Below are 19,299 nucleotides of genomic sequence, written 5' to 3'. Positions count from 1 at the left end.
TGCGGATAAATTGTACTAACTGGTTAATTAGGTCAATTGCAGGGTGTCGAAGGAGGAGGCCGCCCGGCATTAAGTGTTCGTTTATCGAACAACTTCCCGTGTCCTGAGCTACAAACCCGAGTCGCCGGAATGGCTGAGCACTTGCTGGCCGTAGTGCTGGTAGCGGCGCGTGCTGGACGTCAGGGCGGCGAGGGCAAGGCCCGGGCAACCCGTTTCAACGGAAAAACAGGCGGCCGTTCGTGCAGGGTGGGCTGCGGCGCGCCCTGATGCCTTACCGAGGTTGTTGCACCCGTGCGGTGGTAGATGGGTGCTGATATCAATTGAAAATGATTCTCGACAAGCCGTAAGATGCCCGCCAATTTCCTTCAAGTTCCAGGGAGTCGGTTTGTCGGACGTGGATCTCAAGGGCCTGTTTCTCAAGCATGCCGCTACCTTGCGTGGGTATCTGGCGCGCAAGGTACGGGACCCGCAGTTGGCTGCCGACCTGGTGCAGGAGAGTTTCCTGCGCCTGGCCGAGCAGACCCGTGGCGAACGCATCGACAATTCACAGGGGTATCTCTACCGAACGGCCAGGAATCTGCTGATCGACCATGTTCGTCAGGAGGCGCGGCGCAAGACTGACACCGTGTCCCATGAAGCGCTGGCTGAAATCGAAGATGAACTGGCCGGGTTGGAGGCGCAGGCGATGGCGCAGCAACAGCGGATGGCATTGAAGCAGGCGATGGCGGAACTGCCACAACGGACCCAGGAGATTTTTCGCCTGAACCGGATCGAGGGCATGACCCATGCCGAGGTGGCCCGGCACTTGAACATTTCCGACAGTTCGGTGCAAAAGCATCTTTCCCGGGCGTTGGCCTATGTCATGCAACGCCTGCAAGGCACCGATGAGCGGCCCGCCGACGAATGAATTACGGTAAATGTCGGGGTTAGACGTCACTGCTTATATATAACGAGAAATCGAGATTCACACGTGAATAGCCAGGGTCCGCAAGAGCGCAGTATCACTGAGGCGGCCGCCGACTGGGCGGTGCGTTTGCACGCCGGTCACTTGAGTGCGGCCGAGCAGGTCGAGCTTGAGCAATGGCAGGCCCGCGATAGCCGGCATGGCCCGGCCTTGCGTTTTGCCGAGCAGACCTGGGCGGCCCTGGGCGAACTGCACCTGGAACCGGACAGTGCCCGGCTGACGCCGGCACGCCGGGCCTCGGCGCCTGCCGCCGAGCCCGCACGACCTGCAGCACGCCGGCGGCGCACTGGGCGCCTGGCAGCCAGTGTGGCGGCGCTGACCCTGGCGGTCTGTGTCGGCTGGTGGCAGGGGCCGCAAGCCCTGTTGCGCATGCAGTCCGATTACCTGACCGCCAAGGGTGAGGTGCGTACGGTGCAACTGGCCGACGGCAGTCAGGTGGAGCTTGATTCAGGCAGCGCCATCAGCCTCGATTTCACCGATCAGCAGCGCCAGGTACGGCTGCTGGCAGGTTCGGCGGTGTTCGATGTGGCGCCCATGGGCCCCGGAGAAGCACGCCCTTTTGTGGTGAAAAGCGCGGGCGGCCAGACCCGTGCACTGGGCACCCGGTTTGTGGTCGGGCGTGAAAGCAGCCAGCAGGCCTGGGTCGGCGTGCTGCAGCACAGTGTCGCTGTCAGCCTGCAATCCCCGGCGCAGCAGGGGCCGGGCAAACGGGTCCTGGAAGAAGGGCAAAGCGCGCGCTACAACCCGCAGACCGGCGTGGTCGCGCTGCAGGACTTCGACCTGCAGCGCGCCACCAGTTGGCGCCGTGGGGTGCTGGTGTTTGATCGCCTGCCCCTGGCCAATGTGGTCGAGCAGCTCAACCGCTATCGCCCGGGGCGCGTGGTGCTGACCAGCAGCGAGTTGGCCGAGCGCCAGGTCAGTGGCGTGTTCCGCCTGGATATGCTGGACACGGCCCTGTCCACCCTGACTCGGGAATTGCAGGTGCAGCGCTTTGACCTGGCCGGTGTCAGCCTGATTTATTGAGCCCTGTCCCGGGGCTTTTTCGATTGCGATAAAAAAACCTGAAAAAAACTTACTGAGTTTTCGCCCCTGGCACGTCTTGCTAGTGAGATGCATTCGCATACACACAAGATGGCCAGCGTGGGGATAACAACAATGAGGGGAAGCAGTCGCAAGGAAGCCAGTACCGGTCGCCGGTTGGCCCTTGCTGTTCACCTGGGAGTCGCAGGCTGGTTGGCGGGCGTTGGCCTGTTGCACGCCGCCGAGCCGGTTGGCGTCAGCCAGCCGAGTGCCGATCAGCAGTACCTGTTGAACTTCGAAATCCCCGCACAACCCCTGGGGGCGGCGGTCCTGGCCTTTGCCGAACAGGCCGGGCTGCAAGTGTTGTTCGACAGCCAGCGCCTGCAAGGGCTGCAAAGCTCGGCGCTCAATGGTCGCTACAGCGTGCAGGAAGGCCTGGCGCGGCTGCTGGGCAATGCCCCAGTGGAGTACCGCTTCACCGGTGAGCGCCAGGTGACCCTGAGCCGGGTCGCCGGCGGCCATGATGGCGCCCTGGCGCTGGCCACCACGACTGTCACCGGCAACCGCGAAGGCAAGAAAGGCGACTGGGTCTATGGTGATCCGCGTTCGGTGAGCGTGATCGGTCGCGAGCAACTGGACCGCAACCCGCCGCGGCATGCGGCGGACATGCTTGAAGAAACCTCGGGCGTGTACTCGGCGGTCAACCAGCAGGACCCGGGCCTTTCCGTGAATATCCGCGGGATCCAGGACTACGGCCGGGTCAACATGTCGATCGACGGCATGCGCCAGAACTACCAGCAGAGCGGCCACCAGCAACGCAACGGCACCCTGTATGTCGATCCGGAATTGCTCTCCGAGGTGGTCATCGAAAAGGGCGCGACCTCTGGCATGGGCGGTGCGGGAGTGATTGGCGGGATCGCCAACTTTCGCACCGTCGAAGCCAGCGACCTGCTCAAGCCGGGCAAGGAAATCGGCGGGCGCATCCGCCTGACCACCGGGCTGGGCGGGCGCAGTAACGGTACGCATTTTATCGGCAGTTCCGCCTTCGCCATCGGCACCGAGGCCTGGGACATGCTGCTGGCCGCCAGCGAGCGGCACCTGGGGGATTACAACCCGGGCACCCGGGGCAGTATCGGCGAGCTGCGCACCGGCGCGGCGATGGACCCCACCGCCACCGACCGGGTGAAAAACTCCACCGTGGACTACACCGCCTCGGTGATGCGGTCGCGCCTGCTCAAGCTCGGGGTCAACCTGCCGGCGGACCAGCGCCTGCAACTGAGCTACCTGACGACTGAAGTGTCCTACGACGACGCGAACATGATGAACGTCGAGAACGGGCAACTGTGGGAAAAGCTCGGCAGCAGCAAGGTCCGGGCACAGAACTTCGCACTCGATTACAGCTACACCCCGGACAACCCGCTGATCGACTTCAAGGCCAAGCTCTACTACGTCGACAACCGCAACGATCAGAGCACGGTCCGCGTCCGTTCGAGCCCGGGTTACTCCATCACATACCAGACCGATACCTACGGCGCCCAGGCGCAGAACACTTCGACCTTCGCCCTGGGCGAGCTGTCCACGCTCAAGGCCAACTACGGCCTGGAGTTCTTCTATGACAAGGTCCGGCCGGACTCCAGCCAGGCGGTGGCCAGCGGGTCGGCGGTGAATGCTTCGGCGGCGGAGGCCATGACCCCCGAGGGCGACCGGGCCCTGGGCAGTCTGTTCGCACGCCTGGATTACGACTATGACGGCTGGCTGAACATGAACGCCGGGCTGCGCTATGACCGTTACCGCCTGCGCGGCGAGACCGGGCTCAATACCCGGACCTTCGTGATTGGCGCCACACCCCGGCAGATCACCGTGCCGGTGACCTACGACGTGGACAATCAGGAGGGCCGCCTGTCGCCGACATTCGGCCTGTCGGTCAAGCCGGGGGTGGACTGGCTGCAACTGTTCGCCACCTACGGCAAGGGCTGGCGTCCGCCGGCCGTCACCGAAACCATGATTTCCGGGCGCCCCCACGGTGGCGGGGCCGAGAGCATGTACCCCAACCCGTTCCTCAAGCCGGAGCGTTCCACGGCCTGGGAGGTGGGGGTCAATGTGCTCAAGGAGAACCTGTTTTTCAGCGAAGACCGGCTGGGGATCAAGGTTGCCTACTTCGACACCCGGGTCGACGACTTCATCTACATGAACATGGGCGTGCAGCCGCCGGGTTATGGCATGGCCGGCATCGGCAACAGCGCCTACGTCAACAACCTGGAAGAAACCCACTTCCGTGGCGTCGAGTACCAGTTGGACTATGACGCCGGAAGCGCCTACGGCCAGCTGTCCTACACCCACATGATCGGCAGCAACGACTTCTGCGCCAAGACCGCGTGGCTGGGTGGGGTGACCCAAGCCGTCAAGCAAGGCTCGGGGCGTGGAGCCATCGTGGTCGGCATGCGCCCCGATGATGCGGCCAACGCCGCCACCCAATGCAGCGCGATCCTCGGCTCGGCCGAGCACATGCCGATGGACCGTGGCGCGCTGACCCTGGGCGCACGCTTTTTCGAACGCAAGCTGGATATCGGTGCCCGCGCCCGTTACAGCGCCGGGTATGCGGTAGAAGGCACCGCCACCACCACCGTGTCCCAGAGCGGCGTCTACCCGGCGGACTGGAAGCCCTACACCGTCTACGACCTCTATGGCAGCTACCGCGCCACCGATGAACTGACCCTGCGCCTGGCCATGGAAAACGTCACCGACCGCGCCTACCTGGTGCCCCTGGGCGACGTGCTGGCCTTCACTCTCGGCCGTGGCCGCACCTTGCAGGGCACCGTGGAATATCAGTTCTGACCCCTTTTGCCCAATGACGGGCAAAACCGGAGCCGGCAGGAGTCGGCTTCGGAGTGACCAACCTATGTATTGGAGTTTTGCATGAGCATTTCAATTTCTTACAGCGCTACCTACGGCGGCGTCAGCGTTGCGAACTACCTGACTGACTGGTCGGCCTACTTTGGCGACGTCAACCATCGTCCGGGCCAGGTGGTCGACGGCACCAACACCGGCGGCTTCAACCCGGGCCCGTTCGACGGCACCCAATACGCGCTGAAGAGCACCAACAGCGACGCCGCGTTCGTGGCCGATGGTGAATTGCACTACACCCTGTTCAGCGCGCCGAGCCACACCGTCTGGGGTTCGCTGGACACCATCTCCCTGGGTGACACCCTGGCCGGCGGCACCACCGCCAACCCGTACAACCTGGTCAGCCAGGAAGTCAGCTTCACCAACCTGGGCCTCGAGAGCCTGAAAACCGAAGGCCGTGAAGGCGACGTGCACAAAGTCATCTACGGCCTGATGAGCGGCGACAGCTCGGCCCTGGCTGGCGAAATCGACGCTCTGCTCAAAGCCATCGACCCAAGCCTGTCGGTGAACTCGACGTTCGACGACCTGGCGGCTGCCGGTATCGCCCACGCCAACCCGGCTGCTGCCGACGTCGGCCTGGTGGGTGTGCAGGACGTGCCTCAGGACTGGGCCCTGGCGGCCTGAGTGCCGGTTTGAGGCATAAAAAAGCGAATGCCGGATCGCTCCCGCATTCGCTCGCTTGAATCACCTCCGTCGCCCGAGTTTTCGAAGGCCAGGGCGGCGGCGGTGGCAAATTCTGGGGAGCGCCGTGGTGCCTGTCAATGCACGTGGCGCGCCTCTTGCCGATCCGTTCTGCAAGAACGGATGGCGCTCTATCCCTCGACATCCAACAGGACACCTTGATGAGCAGGCCGAATTCACTTGCCGGTTCCGAGACGCTGGCGGCCCTGGCGGCCTATAAAAGCGGCTTCTTCAACATCGGCCTGTTTTCGGCGGTGATCAACCTGCTGATGCTGGCTCCGGCCCTGTACATGTTGCAGGTGTATGACCGGGTGCTGGCCTCGGGCAATCAGATGACCCTGTTGATGCTGACGCTGATGATCCTCGGCCTGTTCGGCCTGATGGGCGCGTTGGAGTGGGTGCGCAGCCAGGTGGTGATCCGCCTTGGCACGCAGATGGACATGCGGTTGAACCAGCGGGTATACGACGCCGCGTTCGAAGCCCAGCTCAAGGGCAGCCCCCAGGCCGCCGGCCAGGCCCTGAACGACCTGACCGCGCTGCGCCAGTTCGCCACCGGCAATGCGCTGTTCGCGTTTTTTGATGCGCCGTGGTTCCCGGTGTACCTGCTGGTGATCTTTCTGTTTCACCCCTGGCTCGGCCTGCTGGCCCTGGGCGGCGCGGTATTGCTGGTGGTGCTGGCCTGGGTCAACCAGCACATCTGCCAGGCGCCGTTGAGCGCGGCCAGCCAACTGTCCATCAGCACCAGCCAGCAGGCCACGGCCAACTTGCGCAATGCCGATGTGATCGAAGCCATGGGCATGCTGGGTGCCCTGCGCGGGCGCTGGTTTGCCGGGCATCAGGCGTTTCTGGCCCAGCAGAACCTGGCCAGCGAAAAGACTGCCACCGTCAGCGCCTGGTCCAAGGGCGTGCGTCTGGCCCTGCAATCGTTGGTGCTGGGCCTCGGCGCCTTGCTGGCGGTGCAGGGTGAAATCACCCCGGGGATGATGATTGCCGGTTCGATCCTCATGGGCCGGGTGCTGAGCCCGATCGACCAGCTGATTGCGGTGTGGAAACAATGGAGTTCGGCGCGACTGGCCTATGAGCGCCTGTCGGCTTTGCTCCAGGCCCACCCGGCGCGCCCGCAACGCATGAGCCTGCCTGCGCCGCGTGGCGAGTTGCAGGTACAAGCCCTGAGTGCCTGCGCCCCGGGCAGCCGGCGGCCGGCCTTGAGCAACCTCGGGTTCAGCCTGCCGGCGGGCAACGTGTTGGGGGTGATCGGCCCGTCCGGTTGCGGCAAGTCGACCCTGGCTCGGCTGCTGGTCGGGGCCTGGACGCCGCTGACCGGCAAGGTCCGCCTTGACGGCGCCGACCTTGGGCAATGGGATCGCCAGCAACTGGGCCCGCATATCGGCTACCTGCCCCAGGACGTGCAACTGTTTGCCGGCAGCATTGCCGAGAACATTGCCCGCCTGGGGCCGGTGGACTCGGCCAAGGTGCTGGCGGCGGCGCAGATGGCCGGGGTGCACTCGTTGATCCTGCAATTGCCCCAAGGCTATGACACGCAGTTGGGGGAGGGTGGCGCCGGGTTGTCCGGCGGGCAGAAGCAGCGCATCGGCCTGGCCCGTGCCCTGTATGACCTGCCGGCGCTGATCGTGCTCGATGAGCCCAACTCCAACCTCGATGAAGCCGGCGAGCAGGCCCTGCTCCAGGCCATCACCCAGCTCAAGCAACAGCAGCGCACGCTGGTCCTGATTACCCACAAGCCCAACGTCCTGACCCTCACCGACCAGTTGATGATCCTGCGCGACGGTCAGCTGCAGGCCTTCGGCCCGACGGCGCGGGTGCTGGAGGCCAGCCAGAAAGCCAAGGCCCCGCCAGCGCCCCCGGTGAGCAACCCGGTGACCGCGTTGAACATGAATTACCGGCTGGGCGTAGCGCCCAGCCCTGAAGGGAAAAAAGCATGAGCCAGTCCCACGCCAGCGCGGCGCCGCCGCTGCCTACCGCCGAGGCCCCGAGCAATGTGCTGCCCCTGGACCACAAACACCATTCACGCCTGGGTTGGCTGCTGGTGCTCGGCGGCTTTGCCGCCTTTCTGGGCTGGGCGGCGTGGGCGCCCCTGGACAAGGGCGTGGCGGTGTCCGGCAAGGTCATGGTTTCGGGCCACCGCAAGGCGGTGCAGCACCCCAGTGGTGGGATTGTCGAGCATATCGAGGTGCGCGACGGCCAGTTGGTGAGTGCCGGGCAGGTGCTGCTGCGCCTCAAGGAAACCCCGTTGCGCACCCAGATGCAGTCCTTGCGTGCGCAGTATCTCGGTTCCCTGGCCAGCGAGGCGCGGCTGAATGCCGAGCGTGAAGGCGCCACCCGCATTGAATTCAGCCCCGAACTGCTGGCCCTGGCCGCCGAGCCCGAGGTGGCCGCGACCATGGCCCTGCAACGCCAGCTGTTCAGCAGCCGGCGCGAGGCCCTGGCCATGGAGCAGCAGGGCATTGGCGAAACCATCGCCGGCACCCAGGCGCAACTCTCGGGCACCCGTGACTCCCAGGCCAGCAAACAGCAGCAGCGCAAGGCCTTGAGCGAGCAATTGCAGGGCCTGCGCGAGCTGGCGCGGGACGGCTACATCCCGCGTAACCGGTTGCTCGACAGTGAGCGGCTGTACGCGCAGATCGACGGTTCGATCGCCGAAGACTTCGGGCGCATCGGCCAGTTGCAGCGCCAGATCCTCGAATTGCGCCTGCGTATTCGGCAACTGTCCGAAGAGTTCCAGAAGGAAGTGCGCAGCCAACTGGCCGACACCCGCCCGCGCAGCGAAGACCTGCGCAATCGCCTGGCTTCGGCCGAGTTCGAACTGGCCAACAGTCAGGTCCGGGCACCGGCCGCCGGGGTGGTCGTGGGGCTGCAGGTGTTTACCGAGGGTGGGGTGATCAAGCCCGGCGAAGCGCTGATGGAAATCGTGCCCCAGGGCGAGCCTTTGCTGGTGGAGGCGCGGGTGCCGGTGCAGATGGTCGACAAGGTGCACCCCGGGCTGCCGGTGGAACTGATGTTCTCGGCCTTCAGCCAGAGCACCACGCCCCGGGTGGCGGGGGAGGTGACCCTGGTGTCTGCCGATCGCCAGGTCGACGAGCGCACCGACGAACCTTATTACACCTTGCGTGCCCAGGTCAGCGCCGAGGGCATGCAGCAACTTCAAGGTTTGCAGATCCGTCCGGGAATGCCGGTGGAGGCGTTTGTCCGTACCGGTGAGCGTTCGATGCTCAATTACCTGTTCAAGCCCCTGCTGGACCGCACCCACATGGCCTTGGTGGAAGAATGAAGCCGCGTCCCCTGCAACTGGCCCTGCTAGGGCTGGCGTTTTTGTGTGCTCCGGCGGCCCAGGCCCTGGGTTTGCTCCAGGCCTACGACCTGGCGGTGCTCAACGACCCGACCTTCCATGCGGCACTCAAGGAACGCGACGCCGGTGAAGAAAACCGCGTCATCGGCCGCTCCGCGCTGCTGCCCAATCTGTCCTGGAGCTACAACAACTCGCGCAATGAATCCGAGGTGACCCAGACCCTGCCCCAGGGTAATGTCACCACCGACCGCGATTACCGCAGCTACGCCGCGACCCTGACCCTGCAACAACCCCTGCTCGATTACGAAGCCTATGCGCGTTATCGCCAGGGGGCTGCCCAGGCGCTGTTTGCCGATGAGCGCTTTCGCAGCAAGAGCCAGGAGTTGGCGGTGCGCTTGCTGGGGGCCTACAGCCAGGCCTTGCTGGCCCAGGAGCGCATTGAGTTGAGTCAGGCGCAACGGCGCACCTACGCCGAGCGCTTGCAACTCAACCAGAGCCTGCTGCAAGGCGGCGAGGGCACCCGCACCGATGTCCTGGAAACCCAGGCCCGGCTCTCCCTGGCCCTGGCCGACGAGATCGAATCCCGGGACCTGCAGGACACCGCCCTGCGGGAGTTGGAGGCGATCGTCGGCCAGCCGTTGCAGATCGATGAGCTGGAACCCCTGGTCCGGCGCTTTGAAATCCAGCCGCTGCAACCCAACCGCTTCGACACCTGGCGCGACCTGGCCCTGGCCAATAACCCGGAACTGGCCTCCCAGCATCACGCCCTGCGTGCCGCGGAATATGAGGTGGAGCGCAAGCGCGCGGGGCACTTGCCGAAGGTCAGCCTGTACGCCAGCAGCCGCCAGACCAGCTCCGATTCGGAAAGCAGTTACAACCAGAAGTACGACACCAACACCGTTGGTATCCAGGTCAGCGTGCCGTTGTTTGCCGGTGGCTCGGTCTCGGCGTCGACCCGTCAGGCTGCCAGCCAGCTGTCCCAGGCCCAGTACGAGCTGGACGCGCAAACTGCCAGCACCCTGATCGAGCTGCGCAAGCAGTTCAACCTCAACAGCAGTGGCGCGGCCAAGGTCCGGGCCTATGAAATGGCCGTCAGCTCGGCCGAAGCCCTGGTGCTGGCCACGCAGAAAAGCGTGCATGGCGGGGAACGGGTCAACCTCGATGTGCTGGACGCCGAACAACAACTGTTCAGCGCCCGCCGCGACCTGGCCGATGCCCGCCACGCCTACCTGCTGGCGCGGATCCAGCTCAAGTACTACGCCGGGCTGCTCAACGAACAGGATTTGCAGCAGTTGGCCGGCTACTTCCACCCCCTGGGCTGACACCGCCCCCCGCACCACCCACCCCTGTAGGCGCTGGCTTGCCAGCGATGGCGATTTCGAACCCAGCGAAAGATCCAAGACCGCCTCGCCGGCAAGCCGGCTCTTACAGGGGATGCAGAATGAAAACGGCCGTCTCGAGGACGGCCGTTGGCGCGAGCGGGGCGGATCAGCGCCGGGTCAGCAACACCCCGGATTCCATATGGTGGGTCCACGGGAATTGGTCGAACAGCGCGCAGCGGGTGATGCGGTGGGTGTCGTGCAACTGGGCGATGTTGTCCGCCAGGGTTTGCGGGTTGCACGAGATGTACAGGATGTTGTCGAAGCGTCGGGTCAGTTCGCAGGTGTCCGGGTCCATGCCCGCACGCGGCGGGTCGACGAACACGCTGCCGAATTCGTAGCTTTTCAGGTCCACGCCCTGCAAGCGGCGGAACGGCCGCACTTCGTTCAGCGCTTCGGTCAACTCTTCGGCAGACAGACGCACCAGGGTGACGTTATCCACCGCGTTTTCGCTGAGGTTGCTCAATGCCGCATTCACCGAGGTCTTGCTGATTTCCGTGGCCAGCACTTTGCGCACCCGGGTGGCCAGGGGCAGGGTGAAGTTGCCGTTGCCGCAGTACAGCTCCAGCAGGTCGTCCGGGCGCTCGCCCAGGGCATCGTAGGCCCAGTTGAGCATCTTCTGGTTCACGGTGCCGTTGGGCTGGGTGAAGGCGCCTTCGGGTTGGCGGTAGCTGAAGGTGCGGCCGCCGACGTCGAGTTGCTCCACCACGTAATCGCGGCCGATCACTTCACGCTTGCCCTTGGAGCGGCCGATCACGCTGACCTGCAACTCGGCCGCGAGCCTGCTCGCCGCCGCGTGCCAGTGCTCGTCCAGCGGACGGTGATAGCACAGGGTAATCATCGCGTCGCCAGCGAGGGTAGTGAGGAACTCCACCTGGAACAGCTTGTGGCTCAGGGCGGCGCTGGCCTTCCAGGCCGCCTTGAGCTGCGGCATCAACTGATTGATGCGCAGGCTGGCGATGGGGAACTCTTCGATCAGGATCGGCGTGCGCTTGTCTTCCTGGGAAAACATCGCGTAGTGCCGCTCACCGGCTTCGCGCCACAGGCGGAACTCGGCGCGCAGGCGGAAGTTCTGCAGCGGCGAGTCGAAAACCTGCGGCTCGGGCGCATCGAAGGGGGCCAGCAGGTCACGCAGGCGCGTGACCTTGTCTTGCAGTTGTACGGCGTAAGAGGCGGCGTCAAAAGTCATGCGGGGTAGCCCAGCTTGATCACAAACAGAATCGACAGGATCACCAGGGCCGGGTTCAGCTCACGGGCGCGGCCCGACAGCAGCTTGATCACGGTCCAGGAAATAAAGCCGAAGGCGATGCCGTTGGCGATGGAGTAGGTGAACGGCATCGCCAGGGCGGTGACCACCACTGGCGCGGCGACGGTGATGTCGTCCCAGTCGATTTCGGCCAGGCCCGACGTCATCAGCACCGCCACGAACAGCAGCGCCGGAGCGGTGGCGAAAGGCGGCACGCTGGCGGCCAGTGGCGAGAAAAACAGCGCCAGCAGGAACAGGATCGCCACCACGATGGCGGTCAAGCCGGTGCGGCCGCCGGCACTGACGCCGGCAGCGGACTCGATGTAGCTGGTGGTGGTCGAGGTGCCCAGCAGCGAGCCGGCCATGGCCGCCGTGCTGTCGGCAATCAGCGCACGGCCCATTTTCGGCATGTGGCCGTCCTTGCCCATCAGCCCGGCGCGCTTGGCGACGCCGATCAGGGTCCCGGAGTTGTCGAACAGGTCGACGAACAGGAAGGCGAAAATCACGCTGATCAGGCCGATGTCCAGCGCGCCCTTGATGTCCAGCTGCAGGAAGGTCGGGGCCAGGGATGGCGGCATGGACGTCACGCCACCGAACGCGGTGACGCCCAGCAGAATCGAAACGATGGTCACCACCAAAATGCCGATCAGCACCGCACCGCGCACTTTCAGGGCCTCCAGGGCCACGATCAGGGCGAAGCCCAGGGACGCGAGGATCGGCGCCGGTTTTGTCAGGTCGCCCAGGCCCACCAGGGTCGACGAGTTGCCGACCACGATCTCGGCGTTATGCAGGGCGATCAACGCCAGGAACAGGCCGATACCGGCCGCAATTGCCGAACGCAGCGGCAGCGGGATGCTGTTGATGATCCATTCGCGGATACGAAAGATCGACAGGATGAAGAACAGCACCGCCGAGATGAACACCGCCCCCAGCGCCACTTGCCAGGTGTGGCCCATGTGCAGGACCACGGTGTAGGTAAAGAAGGCGTTCAGGCCCATGCCCGGTGCCAGGGCGATCGGGTAGTTGGCGATCAGGCCCATGATGGTGGAGCCGATGGCTGCCGCCAGGCAGGTGGCAACGAAGATCGCACCCTTGTCCATGCCGGTCTCGCCGAGAATGCTCGGGTTGACGAACAGGATGTAGGCCATGGCCAGGAAGGTGGTGATGCCTGCCAGGATCTCGGTGCGTACGTTGGTGTTGTGTGCCTTGAGTTGAAACAGCCTTTCCAGCATGTCTGCTCCCCGTGGCGCGCCGGGCGCCGTGAATGTATCGACCTAAACAGCAAAGCACAGACCGCCGGAGGCGCCTGAGGAATTTCAGTGGGTCGGAAAAAGCCGCGCATCATACCAGCAGCGTGGGCTAATGGCTGCGATCGTCGGCGATGTTTTGCCTGCCGGGCGAGTGGGGCATACTGCGCCGACGTTTCGGGGGGGATTTATGCACAGCACGATAAAAGCGATGGCCCTGGGCCTGGTGGCAGCGGCCTTTGGTCTGGGGGCCACAGCGGCCATGGCCCGTTCCGCGCCGCCGTTGAGCCAGTTGGAGATCCTCAAGGTCGAGTCGCCGGCCTGTGGTTTCGAGGATGTGTCCGATGGTCGCAGCCAGACCCGTTGTGATCACAGTGGCCCCAACATCAAGGTCTATGTCCTGGAAATCGGCTACGGCCGCCAACCCCATGTGACCCTCGACGGCTTTGAAGTGAACGGCACCCGCTCGGCGGTCTGCGAAAACGGCTCGAGCCTGGTGCCCTGCGGCAATTCCGGGATCACCGTCGGCTATATCTACATCTTCGACCTGGCCGGCAAGCAGGAAGGCACCTTCAGTTTCAGCAATTCCTCGCTCAATGCCCCCGGCAACACCATGAGCACGCAGATCTACATCAAGTAGGCGATCAAGGCCGACTACGCTCTAAAGACCCATCTGTGGACGTGCGCCATGACCTTTAGAGCCCTGATCACCGTCGCCGAAGGCATCGACGACCTGCAAAGCGTGACCCTGATCGATGTCCTGCGCCGCGCCGAGGTCGAAGTGCTGGTGGCCAGCATCGAGTCGCGGCGCATGCTGACCTGCGCCCGCGGCACCCGCCTGACTGCCGACGGCATGCTGGTGGATGTGCTGGCACAAGACTTCGACCTTATCGTCCTGCCGGGTGGCGCAGTCGGCGCGCAACACCTCGGCGCCCATCAACCGTTGCTGCAACGGGTCAAGGACCAGGCGGCCGCCGGGCGCCTGTTTGCCGCTATCGCCGAGGCTCCGGCCCTGGCCCTGCAAGCCTTTGGCGTGCTGCGCCAGCGGCGCATGACCTGCCTGCCCAGCGTCAGCCAGCAACTTTCGGGGTGTAACTTTATTGACCAGCCGGTGGTGGTCGACGGCAACTGCATCACTGCCCAGGGCTCGGGCGCGGCCCTGCTGTTTGCACTGACCCTGGTGGAGCAGATGTGCGGCAAGGCGCGGCGGGCTGCGGTGGCGGCGCAGTTGCTGGTTTAAAGCCGATCAACGGCCCCGGTACGCCCATCAATTGCCCTGAACGCTCATCCCGCAGCGAAGTCGTACCCCTAAGACGGCGGTTTATCAAAACGCCGCGCATGCACGACAACCGTGAGGTGTTTATGAGCGCGACCACTACCGGCGCTGCGGCGCAGATCTTTGCCCGCCACCCGATACGCCTGACCTTGAACCAGCAACCTCGGCAACTCGACGTGCTGCCCTGGACCACCCTGCTGGACCTGCTGCGCGAGCAACTGGACCTGACCGGCAGTAAAAAAGGCTGCGACCACGGCCAGTGCGGTGCCTGCACGGTGTTGCTCAATGGCAAGCGGGTGAACGCCTGCCTGACCCTGGCAGTGATGTGCGACGGCGCCGAACTGACCACCATTGAAGGGTTGGCCAGTGGCGATCAATTGCATCCTCTGCAGCAGGCCTTTATCAAGCACGACGCCTTTCAATGCGGCTACTGCACGCCGGGGCAGATCTGCTCGGCCCAGGGCCTGGTCAACGAGGGACGGGCCCAGACCCGCGAGCAGATCCAGGAACTGATGAGCGGCAATCTGTGCCGCTGCGGTGCCTACAGCAATATCCGCGATGCCATCGAAGAGGCGTTGCCCGCTTGCCGCCGGCAGGGGGAAAACCCATGAACCCGTTCCATTACAGCAAGCCGCTCGATGTGCAGGAGGCCGTGCACCTCGCGGGGCCGAACACGCGCTTCATCGCCGGCGGCACCAACCTGCTGGACTTGATGAAAGAGAACATCACTCGCCCCGAACGCTTGATCGATATCACCGGCTTGCCCCTGCGGGACGTTCGGGAAACAGCCGCTGGCGGCCTGATGATCGGCGCCCTGGTCAGCAATGCCGACCTGGCCTGGCACCCCCTGGTGGAAGCGCGCTACCCGTTGCTGTCCCAGGCGATCCTGGCCGGTGCCTCGCCACAGTTGCGCAACATGGCCAGTACCGGAGGCAACCTGCTGCAACGCACCCGTTGTTATTACTTCTACGACGCCAGCGTGCCCTGCAACAAACGCCAGCCAGGCAGCGGTTGCCCGGCCCGCGAAGGCTTGAACCGGATCCACGCGATCCTCGGTGCCAGTCAAGAATGCGTGGCCACGCACCCCTCCGACATGTGCGTGGCCCTGGCGGCCCTGGAGGCGGTGGTCCATGTGCAGGGCGGTGGCGGCAAGCGCCTTATCGAGTTCGCCGACTTTCATCGCTTGCCGGGCGAACATCCGGAGCGGGACAACCTGCTGGCCGATGACGAACTGATCACCGCCATTGAGCTGCCGGCGGCGGGTTTTGCCCGGCACAGCCACTACCTCAAGATCCGTGACCGCGCGTCCTATGCCTTTGCCCTGGTCTCGGTGGCGGTGGGGCTGGAAATGGTCGGGCCGGTGATTCGCGAGGCGCGCCTGGCGCTGGGCGGTGTGGCCCACAAACCCTGGCGCGACAAGGCAGTGGAGCGGTTGCTGGTGGGCAAACCGGTGAGCCGCGAGCTGTTTGCACTGGCCGCCGACACGCTGCTCGAAGACGCCGAACCGTTGGCGCACAACGCTTTCAAACTCAAGCTGGCACGCCGCGCGATGATTCGTGCCCTGGGCGATGCCGCACTGGAGGGGGCTGCCCGATGAATTCCTTTGCCAAACCCATGGGGCAACCGGTGGACCGGGTCGACGGCATGCTCAAGGTCACTGGCCAGGCGCGCTATGCCGGCGAGTTTCCCGAGGCGGGCTTGCTTCACGGCAGCGTGGTGTCCAGCAGCATTGCCCGTGGCCGGATTGTCAGCATCGACGCTTCGGCGGCCCTCAGCCTGCCTGGGGTGGTAATGGTGCTTGAGCACTTGAATCGCCCGCGCCTGGCCAGTTACGACGAAAGCTACGCGGACGATGACGCGGCCAAGGGGTCGCCTTTTCGTCCGTTGTTTAACGAGCGGATTCTCTACAGCGGGCAGCCGGTGGCCCTGGTGGTCGCCGAAAGCCTGGAGCTGGCGCGCTATGCCGGTTCATTGCTGGTGATCGAGTATCAGGCCGAGCCCCACGCCACTGACCTGCTGAGTGCGCAATTCGAGGGCCATCCGGCGCCCGCCGAGGTGCCCGGGCCCCGTGGCAATTTCCAGGCGGAGTTGGCGGGCGCGGCCTTGCAACTGGACCTGCACTACAGCACCCCGATCGAGCACCACAACCCGATGGAGCCCCACGCCAGCACGGTGCTGTATCAGGCCGACGGCAGCCTGCACATTCACGACAAGACCCAGGGGCCGCAAAACTGCCAGCGGTATGTGCAAAAGGTTTTCGGCTTGGGGCGCGAGCAGGTGCGGATCTTCGCCGGCTATGTCGGTGGTGCGTTCGGTTCCGGCCTGCGTCCGCAATATCAGCTTCCGTTGGCGGTGATGGCGGCGCTGGCCCTCAAACGCTCGGTGCGGGTCAGCCTGACCCGCCAGCAGATGTTCACCTTTGGTTATCGGCCTCGGACCTTGCAGCGCCTGCAACTGGGCGCCGCGGCCAATGGCCGGCTGCTGGCGCTGGGGCACGCGGCGATCGGCCAGACTTCGCGTTTCGAAGACTTCACCGAGCACGTGGTGGAGTGGAGCGGCATGCTTTATCACTGTGACAACGTGCAACTGGACTACCAGTTGGTGCCGCTGGATGTGTTCACGCCCCTGGACATGCGCGCTCCCGGTGCCGCCCTGGGCCTGATCGGGCTGGAGTGCGCCATGGACGAGTTGGCCTGCGCCCTGGCCATCGATCCGGTGCAGTTGCGGCTGATCAATTATTCCGAGCGCAACCAGAACCAGGACAAGGCCTATTCGAGCAAGGAACTGCGTGCCTGTTATGCCCAGGGCGCCGAGCGCTTTGGCTGGGCGCGACGCAACCCCGAGCCCCGCAGCATGCGCGAAGGCCGTGAACTGATTGGCTGGGGCATGGCCGGTGGGGTCTGGGAAGCCTTGCAGCAGAAGGCCAGCGCCAAGGCCCGTCTTGACCACGAGGGGCGCCTGACCGTCAGTAGCGCCACCACCGATATCGGCACCGGCACCTACACCGTAATGACGCAGATCGCCGCCCAAGCCTGCGGTGTGGCCCTTGAGGATGTGGTTTTTGTACTGGGGGATTCCTCCTTGCCCGCTGCGCCCTTGCAGGGTGGTTCGTTCACCGTGTCTTCAGTGGGTACGGCGGTGCAGCAGGCCTGCTCGGCCCTGCGCGAAAAACTGCTGGAGCGCGCCGCCGCTCAAGCGCCGGCCTTCCAGGGTGCAACGCCTGCCCAGGTGCACTTTGCCGATGGGCAGATGTGGTACTGCGAACACGGCCTGGCCCTGGCCGAGCTGCTGCGCGATACCGAGGAGCAGGCGCTGGAGGTTCAAGTGGATGCCGAGCCGGATAAAAAGCGCGATGCCTACGCCACGGCCACCCATTCGGCGGTATTTGTCGAGGTGCGGGTGGACGAGGACCTGGGGGTGGTCAAGGTCAGCCGGGTGGTCAGTGCGATTGCCGCCGGACGCGTGGTCAATCCGAAAATGGCCCGCAGCCAGATTCTGGGTGGCGTGGTCTGGGGCATCGGCATGGCCCTGCACGAGGAAACCCAGACCGACCACAACCTGGGACGCCACATGAACCACAGCCTGGCCGAGTACCACATCCCGGTGAATGCCGATATCGGTCAGATCGATGTGCTGTTCGTCGAGGAACACGACGAGATCGTCAACGCCCTGGGCTCCAAGGGTGTGGGAGAAATCGGCATCGTCGGCGTGGCGGCGGCGGTGGCCAATGCGATTTACCACGCCACCGGCAAGCGGGTGCGGGACTTCCCGATCACCCTGGACAAGCTGCTTTAGACCTTGGCTTCTTCCACCGGGACATGCATCCGGTCGCGGTTGGCCAGGGTCGGGAACAGTTTGATCCAGACCCCGGTCACGACCAGCGTGCCGACTCCGCCCATGACCACTGCCGGCACGGTGCCGAACCAGTGGGCGGTGAGCCCGGATTCGAACTCGCCGAGCTGGTTCGAGGCGCCGATAAACAGGCCATTGACCGCGCTGACCCGGCCGCGCATTTCGTCCGGGGTTTCCAACTGCACGAAGGAGGCGCGGATCACCATGCTGATCATGTCCGCCGCGCCCAGCACCACCAGCACCGCCAGGGAAAACCAGAACGAGGTCGAGAGGCCGAAGGCGATGGTGGCCACGCCGAACACACCGACGGCGGTGAACATCACCCGACCGACCTTGCGGTCGACGCTGAAGCGCGCCAGCCACAGGGACATGCCCAGGGCGCCGACCGCCGGTGCCGAGCGCAACAGGCCCAGGCCCCAGGGGCCGGTGAGCAGGATGTCTTTGGCGAACACCGGCAGCAGTGCGGTGGCGCCGCCCAGCAGTACGGCGAACAGGTCCAGGGAAATGGCGCCGAGGATGTCCGGCCGGCTGCGGATAAAGCGAATCCCGGCCAGCAGCGAATCCAGGGTGGCCTTGCCTTTGTTGAGCGGGGTCTGCCGTGCCGGCAGGTTGAGCATCAGCAGGCAGGCGATGACGTACAGGATCACCGTCGGGCCATACACCCAGACGCTGCCAAACGCATAGAGCAGGCCGCCCAGGGCCGGGGCGACGATGGTTGCCGATTGTTGCGCCGACTGTGCGGCAGCCACGGCGCGGGGGAACAGCGCGCTGGGGACGATACTCGGCAGCAGGGCCTGGGTGGTCGGCATTTCGAATGAACGGGCGGCGCCGAGGAGGAAGGCGAGGATAAAGATCATCTCCCGGGTGACGCTGTCGGTGGCGCTGCCAATGGCCAGCGACAGGGCGATCAACGCCTGCAACGACTGGCAGATCGCCGCGACCCGGCGTCGGTCATAGCGGTCGGCCACATGCCCGGTGTGCAGCATGAACAGGACCCGCGGCGCGAATTCGACCAGGCCCACCAGGCCCAGGTCCAGCACGTTGCCGGTCAGTTGGTAGAGGTTCCAGCCAATGGCCACGGTGAGCATCTGAAAGCCGCTGGCGGTGAAGATCCGGGCCAGCCAAAACGCGATGAAAGGGCGGTGATGACGGAGCAGAAGCGGGTCTGGGCTGGGCATCTGAGGGCATATCTGAGCGGGGGGGTAGGGCGAGGTTATCACCAACATGTAACCAATAGTTGCCGCGACCCGAAAAATCGTTAGCCCCGCATCTATCTCGTCGTCGCTGCCTGCGCTGTCCCTGATGGGCGCCGAAGATATCCCTGGCTGATCCCGGTGTTCTGGAGGGCCAGCGCAGCCTCGCGTGGCTACTCAGGCTGGTGAGGCAAGCTGTCACGCGACAAAAGACCACACAAACCGATGGC

General features: G+C 64.7%; 15 protein-coding genes. 12 read left to right on the top strand and 3 right to left on the bottom strand.

Annotated features, from left to right (window positions below; genetic code table 11):
* The first annotated feature begins 385 nt into the window (after positions 1–385).
* The 7 genes from JFU57_RS03190 to JFU57_RS03160 all read left to right on the top strand — a co-directional run bounded on the left by JFU57_RS03190 (position 386) and on the right by JFU57_RS03160 (position 10,198).
* The gene (locus JFU57_RS03190; protein WP_020296957.1) at positions 386–907 is read left to right on the top strand and encodes an RNA polymerase sigma factor; all 522 of its coding nucleotides are present in this window, start codon (positions 386–388) and stop codon (positions 905–907) included.
* Between the two features lie 63 nt (positions 908–970).
* A complete protein-coding gene (locus JFU57_RS03185) occupies positions 971–1,987 on the top strand; it encodes a FecR domain-containing protein (protein WP_201128100.1) in 1,017 nt (338 codons plus the stop codon).
* Positions 1,988–2,119: 132 nt separating this feature from the next.
* Positions 2,120–4,819: a TonB-dependent receptor gene (locus JFU57_RS03180; RefSeq protein ID WP_201128099.1), complete on the top strand. Its 2,700-nt coding sequence runs from the start codon at positions 2,120–2,122 to the stop codon at positions 4,817–4,819.
* Between the two features lie 81 nt (positions 4,820–4,900).
* Positions 4,901–5,512, top strand: coding sequence for a heme acquisition protein HasA (locus JFU57_RS03175; RefSeq protein ID WP_078471720.1), 612 nt, complete (start codon positions 4,901–4,903; stop codon positions 5,510–5,512).
* A 218-nt stretch (positions 5,513–5,730) separates the two neighbouring features.
* Complete coding sequence (locus tag JFU57_RS03170) at positions 5,731–7,512, top strand: type I secretion system permease/ATPase (RefSeq protein WP_201128098.1); 1,782 nt, start codon at positions 5,731–5,733, stop codon at positions 7,510–7,512.
* Positions 7,509–8,858: an HlyD family type I secretion periplasmic adaptor subunit gene (locus JFU57_RS03165; RefSeq protein ID WP_078471722.1), complete on the top strand. Its 1,350-nt coding sequence runs from the start codon at positions 7,509–7,511 to the stop codon at positions 8,856–8,858. The genes JFU57_RS03170 and JFU57_RS03165 overlap by 4 nt, the downstream gene beginning before the upstream one ends.
* The gene (locus JFU57_RS03160; protein ID WP_201128097.1) at positions 8,855–10,198 is read left to right on the top strand and encodes a TolC family outer membrane protein; all 1,344 of its coding nucleotides are present in this window, start codon (positions 8,855–8,857) and stop codon (positions 10,196–10,198) included. Before JFU57_RS03165 ends, JFU57_RS03160 begins: the two co-directional genes overlap by 4 nt.
* A 166-nt stretch (positions 10,199–10,364) precedes the next feature.
* Here JFU57_RS03160 and trmA read toward each other — a convergent pair whose 3' ends face one another.
* Complete coding sequence (gene trmA, locus JFU57_RS03155) at positions 10,365–11,444, bottom strand: tRNA (uridine(54)-C5)-methyltransferase TrmA (RefSeq protein ID WP_078471724.1); 1,080 nt, start codon at positions 11,442–11,444, stop codon at positions 10,365–10,367.
* Complete coding sequence (locus JFU57_RS03150) at positions 11,441–12,733, bottom strand: NCS2 family permease (RefSeq protein ID WP_201128096.1); 1,293 nt, start codon at positions 12,731–12,733, stop codon at positions 11,441–11,443. Before JFU57_RS03150 ends, trmA begins: the two co-directional genes overlap by 4 nt.
* A gap of 205 nt (positions 12,734–12,938) precedes the next feature.
* On the opposite strand from JFU57_RS03150, the gene JFU57_RS03145 reads away from it, so the two are divergent.
* The 5 genes from JFU57_RS03145 to JFU57_RS03125 all read left to right on the top strand — a co-directional run bounded on the left by JFU57_RS03145 (position 12,939) and on the right by JFU57_RS03125 (position 17,819).
* Positions 12,939–13,388: a DUF4879 domain-containing protein gene (locus JFU57_RS03145; RefSeq protein WP_078471726.1), complete on the top strand. Its 450-nt coding sequence runs from the start codon at positions 12,939–12,941 to the stop codon at positions 13,386–13,388.
* Positions 13,389–13,436: 48 nt separating this feature from the next.
* Positions 13,437–13,988: a DJ-1 family glyoxalase III gene (locus JFU57_RS03140; RefSeq protein WP_078471727.1), complete on the top strand. Its 552-nt coding sequence runs from the start codon at positions 13,437–13,439 to the stop codon at positions 13,986–13,988.
* A 122-nt stretch (positions 13,989–14,110) separates the two neighbouring features.
* Complete coding sequence (locus JFU57_RS03135; RefSeq protein WP_201128095.1) at positions 14,111–14,635, top strand: (2Fe-2S)-binding protein; 525 nt, start codon at positions 14,111–14,113, stop codon at positions 14,633–14,635.
* Complete coding sequence (locus tag JFU57_RS03130; RefSeq protein WP_078471728.1) at positions 14,632–15,621, top strand: FAD binding domain-containing protein; 990 nt, start codon at positions 14,632–14,634, stop codon at positions 15,619–15,621. The genes JFU57_RS03135 and JFU57_RS03130 overlap by 4 nt, the downstream gene beginning before the upstream one ends.
* The gene (locus tag JFU57_RS03125; protein ID WP_201128094.1) at positions 15,618–17,819 is read left to right on the top strand and encodes a xanthine dehydrogenase family protein molybdopterin-binding subunit; all 2,202 of its coding nucleotides are present in this window, start codon (positions 15,618–15,620) and stop codon (positions 17,817–17,819) included. The genes JFU57_RS03130 and JFU57_RS03125 overlap by 4 nt, the downstream gene beginning before the upstream one ends.
* Here JFU57_RS03125 and JFU57_RS03120 read toward each other — a convergent pair.
* The gene (locus tag JFU57_RS03120; protein WP_078471730.1) at positions 17,816–19,054 is read right to left on the bottom strand and encodes an MFS transporter; all 1,239 of its coding nucleotides are present in this window, start codon (positions 19,052–19,054) and stop codon (positions 17,816–17,818) included. The two genes, JFU57_RS03125 and JFU57_RS03120, sit on opposite strands and share 4 nt — an antisense overlap.
* Positions 19,055–19,299: the final 245 nt, after the last annotated feature.

Origin of the sequence: Pseudomonas sp. TH07 (assembly GCF_016651285.1) — a bacterium.
Classification (GTDB): Bacteria; Pseudomonadota; Gammaproteobacteria; order Pseudomonadales; family Pseudomonadaceae; genus Aquipseudomonas.
The sequence above is the reverse complement of the archived record's forward strand: the minus strand, read 5'-3'. Positions and strand labels throughout refer to the sequence as shown.